This is a genomic window from Streptococcus pseudopneumoniae (genome assembly GCF_001072315.1).
Lineage (GTDB): Bacteria > Bacillota > Bacilli > Lactobacillales > Streptococcaceae > Streptococcus > Streptococcus pseudopneumoniae_R.
In genome coordinates this window covers 1-4,510 of record NZ_JVLI01000127.1, presented here as the reverse complement: position 1 = coordinate 4,510, position 4,510 = coordinate 1, and the positions used below count along the sequence as shown (strand labels likewise).

General features: G+C 43.1%; 5 protein-coding genes. 1 reads left to right on the top strand and 4 read right to left on the bottom strand.

Features of this window, described 5'->3' with window-relative positions; genetic code table 11:
- Positions 1-95: 95 nt before the first annotated feature.
- Genes ADH54_RS06840 through ADH54_RS06825 form a run of 4 tightly spaced genes read right to left on the bottom strand, consistent with a single transcriptional unit; the run spans position 96 to position 3,050 of the window.
- Positions 96-962 carry a cysteine ABC transporter substrate-binding protein gene (locus ADH54_RS06840; protein ID WP_049524548.1) on the bottom strand — a complete coding sequence of 289 codons (867 nt, stop codon included), beginning with the start codon at positions 960-962 and terminating at the stop codon, positions 96-98.
- Positions 963-973: 11 nt separating this feature from the next.
- Positions 974-1,732 (bottom strand): amino acid ABC transporter ATP-binding protein, encoded by a 759-nt coding sequence (locus ADH54_RS06835; RefSeq protein ID WP_049524547.1) that lies wholly within the window; start codon positions 1,730-1,732, stop codon positions 974-976.
- Positions 1,733-2,410, bottom strand: a complete 678-nt coding sequence (locus ADH54_RS06830) for an amino acid ABC transporter permease (RefSeq protein ID WP_049524546.1) — start codon at positions 2,408-2,410, stop codon at positions 1,733-1,735.
- The gene (locus ADH54_RS06825) at positions 2,370-3,050 is read right to left on the bottom strand and encodes an amino acid ABC transporter permease (protein ID WP_049524545.1); all 681 of its coding nucleotides are present in this window, start codon (positions 3,048-3,050) and stop codon (positions 2,370-2,372) included. Before ADH54_RS06825 ends, ADH54_RS06830 begins: the two co-directional genes overlap by 41 nt.
- Positions 3,051-3,265: 215 nt before the next feature.
- On the opposite strand from ADH54_RS06825, the gene lctO reads away from it, so the two are divergent.
- Entirely contained in the window at positions 3,266-4,402 is a 1,137-nt protein-coding gene (gene lctO / locus ADH54_RS06820; RefSeq protein ID WP_049524544.1) for an L-lactate oxidase, read from the top strand.
- Positions 4,403-4,510: the final 108 nt, after the last annotated feature.

Below are 4,510 nucleotides of genomic sequence, written 5' to 3'. Positions count from 1 at the left end.
GCACTGCTTTGAGGTTGTAGATAAGACTGACGAAGTCAGTCACATATATAATCCAAGGCGACGCTGACGTGGTTTGAAGAGATTTTCGAAGAGTATTAGTCAACTTTTCCACCTTCAACAACTAGATCATCTGCTTTAGCAGCGTCACCGTAGGTTGGGTGGAGTGTTTTTTCATAGGCCTTGTGGAAGAAGTTTTCCTTACCTAATTTTTCAATATCTTTATTGATGAAGTCTAGCAATTCTTGGTTGCCTTTTTGAACTGCTGCCGCAATGGTATCTGGATTACCGAGGGAAGTAATTCCTACTTCAAATCCTTTATTTTCAAGCGCCCAAGCTAGAACTTCAGTATTGTCAGTAGAGAAGGCATCTCCACGTCCGTCAAGAAGAGCTTGGTAAGAGTCACTGTATTGGTCATATTTTTGGAGTTTAATTTCTGGATGATTCTTTTCAAAATAAGTCTCAGCAGTCGTTCCTTTTGTGACAATTAAGGTTTTACCTTCAAGTTGTTTGACGTCTGTAATGAGAGCAGTCTTAGGTGATACGACTCCAAGAGAAACTTTCATGTATGGAAGGGCAAAATCAACTTGTTTCTTGCGTTCGTCAGTCACTGTAAAGTTGGCAAGAGTAATATCTACCTTGTTTGAAATCAAGTATTCCGCACGGTTGGCAGCGTCGACTGAAACGTATTTAACCTTGACACCAAGGTCTTGGGCCAGTTGGTTCCCAAGTTCAATATCGTAACCTTGGTAAGAACCGTCATTGTCAACGTAACCAAACGGTTTTTTATCTCCAAACACGGCGACTCGTAGCTCACCGCTTTTTTTGATTTCATCGATTGTGCGAGCCTTGGCAGTGGTTTTGCCAGAGGATGAACCAGCGTTTCCACCTGAGCTACAAGCAGTGACAAAGATAAGGGCAAAGGCAAGTGCCAAAACAGTTAAGAGTGGTTTGAATAGTTTCATAAGAATCTCCTTTATAGATATGAGCCAAATTGGCTAAAGTCAAAGACGTTTAAAAATTCCTGAGCTCGTTTGGTTTGAGGATTGGTAAAGAAGGCTTGAGCCGTTCCTTCTTCAGCAATTTTCCCTTGGTCGAGGAAGATAATCCGATCGGCAATAGCTTGGGCAAACTGCATTTCATGGGTTACTAAAATCATGGTACGGCCTTCTTGGGCCAAATCATTGATAAGTTCCAGCACCTCACGCACCATTTCTGGATCCAGCGAAGCAGTCACTTCGTCAAAAAGGATGATTTCTGGATGCATGAGGAGGGCACGGACAATTGCAACCCGTTGCTTCTGTCCACCAGATAATTGACGGGCAAAGCTATGTTGTTTGTCTAGCAAACCGACACGGTCTAGTAATTGCAAAGCTTCTTCCGTTACTTCTTTCTTGTCCCTTCCTTGAGCTTTGATAGGGCCTAGGATGAGGTTTTGTAAGACATCCAGATGGGGAAAGAGTTCATAACTTTGAAAGACCATGCCAATCTTTTGGCGAACTAGATGAAAATCTTTTTTATTTGCAACGATAGACTGACCATCCAGCAGGATATCTCCTCCTTGAATACTTTCTAAACCATTGAGGCAACGAAGGAGGGTACTTTTCCCACAACCAGATGGCCCTAGGATGACGACAACTTCCCCTTTATTGATTTGCAGGGATAGACCTTGGAGGATGGGATTGTCTCCAAAGGATTTTTTTAGTTCCTTGATTTCTAAGATAGTTTCAGACATTTAGTTCCTCCAATGTTTTTCTAAGTGAGTGGATAGTTTGGAAATAGGGTAGCAAACTGCGAAATATAAGACTAGAATGGTTCCATAAATCCAAAAGGAAGCAGTTGGGATGGTCAAGCGATTGCTGTCGATGATTTGCTGTCCAACCTTGGTCACTTCCACAACCCCAATCAAAACAACCAAGGAAGTGGTTTTAATCATCCGAGTGACAAGGTTAATGGCCTGCGGTAGCAGTCTTCTCAAAACCTGTGGGATGATGATGTGGTAGTAAAGTTGAACATTGGTCAAGCCGAGCGCCTGTCCACTTTCAAACTGATGCTTAGGGAGGGAAGTGATTGCTCCACGTACCAAGTCTCCCATTTCAGCTGTTCCCCAGAGGGTAAAAACGATAATAGCTGAAGTCTCACCTGAGATATTGATATTAAAGTTTCGAGCTAAGCCAAAGTAAACGATGAAGAGTAGTACCAGCTGGGGCATGATACGGATAAATTCTAGATACAATCGTGTCAAAAAGCGTACGATTCTAGAATGGGAGGTCATGATGATTCCCATGACTGTTCCGAACATCATGGATAAGAGGACAGACAGGATGGATATCCCAATCGTAACGCCCAATCCCTGTAAGATTCTCAGGAGATTATTTCCCTGAAAGAGTACTTGGATTCCCGAATCCTGCATGGCGGAGCCTCCTTTCTATCCAGCTAAAGACCAGTGAGATGGGCAGTAGCATAATCAGATAAGCAATTACTAACATGGCCAGTGCAATGTCTGTCTCATAATAGAGTCCAATCAAGTCCTTGGCGACGTACATGAGGTCGGCCAAAGCCACTGCTGAGAAAACGGAGGTTTCCTTGATCAGGAAAATGACATTGGCACTAAAAGAGGGTAGGGCCACCGCTGTTGCTTGCGGAAGAACCACATAGCGAAAGACCTGTAGAGGTGTCAGACCGATGGCCAATCCAATCTCCTGCTGGGTTTGACTGACGGCTTCCAGCCCACTTCGGAAAGATTCTGCCATGTAGGAACCTCCTAAAAAGACCAGTCCCAGAGTAGCACAGACTTCTGAAGATAGGACAATCCCTATTCGGGGAAGCCCGAAGTAGAGAAAGAAGAGTTGAATCAAAAGGGGCGTGTTGCGTGACAATTCAATGTAGGCTGTCGCTATTTGCGCCAAAACAGGGATGCGGTAATGTCGGATGATACTAACGATTAAACCGAGCAGAAAGGATCCTAAAATTCCCCAAACTGCAATATGCAAGGTTAGAAAGAATGCCTTTTGATATAGTGGTAGATATTGTTCAACAATGGACCAATCCAAAAATAGAACCTCCCATCTAGAAATAATACAGTTATTGTAGCACTTAAAATCTCCTTTGGATAATATCTATTTTTTATTGCCGTTATAAGGATTTTTTATCATAGACATAAAATTTCTGAAATTTCCAAACAAAATATTTGAAAAGTTTTGAAAAAAGAGTTAAGATATTTTTGTAATATACAAAGTAAACGCTTACTTATTAAGGAGGACATCTTATGTCATACAAAACAAGCAATGCAGAAGGTCATGTAGATTTCATCAATACCTATGATTTGGAGCCAATGGCGCAACAAGTTATCCCTAAAGCAGCATTTGGCTATATCGCTAGTGGGGCGGAAGATACTTTCACTTTGCGTGAGAATATTCGTGCCTTTAACCACAAGCTCATCGTTCCTCATACACTTTGCAATGTAGAAAATCCAAGTACAGAGATTGAATTTGCAGGTGAAAAATTGTCTTCACCAATCATTATGGCGCCTGTTGCGGCTCATAAATTGGCAAATGAACAGGGTGAAGTGGCGACTGCGCGTGGTGTGCATGAATTTGGTTCCCTCTATACAACCAGTTCCTACTCTACTGTCGATCTTCCAGAAATTACAGAAGCCCTTCAAGGGACACCTCATTGGTTCCAATTTTACTTTAGTAAAGATGACGGGATTAACCGCCACATCATGGATCGTGTGAAGGCTGAAGGATATAAAGCGATTGTCTTGACGGCAGATGCGACTGTAGGAGGCAATCGTGAGGTGGACAAGCGTAATGGTTTTGTCTTCCCAGTTGGCATGCCGATTGTTGAGGAATATCTGCCAGAAGGTGCTGGTAAATCAATGGATTTTGTTTACAAATCAGCTAAACAACGCTTGTCTCCACGTGATGTAGAATTTATCGCTGAATACTCAGGACTTCCTGTTTATGTCAAGGGACCACAATGCCGTGAGGACGTTGAACGTTCGCTTGCTGCAGGGGCTTCTGGTATCTGGGTAACCAACCACGGTGGTCGCCAAATTGACGGTGGACCAGCTGCCTTTGACTCACTTCAAGAAGTAGCAGAAGCAGTTGATAAACGTGTGCCAATTGTCTTTGACTCAGGTGTTCGTCGTGGTCAACATGTCTTTAAAGCCTTGGCTTCAGGAGCAGACTTGGTAGCTATTGGTCGCCCGGTTATCTATGGCTTGGCTCTCGGTGGTAGTGTCGGTGTACGCCAAGTCTTTGAGCACTTGAATGCAGAATTGAAGACAGTCATGCAGCTGTCTGGAACTCAGACGATTGAAGATGTCAAACACTTCAAGCTTCGTCACAACCCATACAATCCAACTTTCCCAGTTGACCCTCGTGACTTAAAATTGTATTGATAAAAGAGATTGCCTCCACTTGATGTGGAGGTTTTTGCTTGTGTTTTATACTCTTCGAAAATCTCTTCAAACCACGTCAGCGTCGCCTTACCGTACTCAAGTACAGCT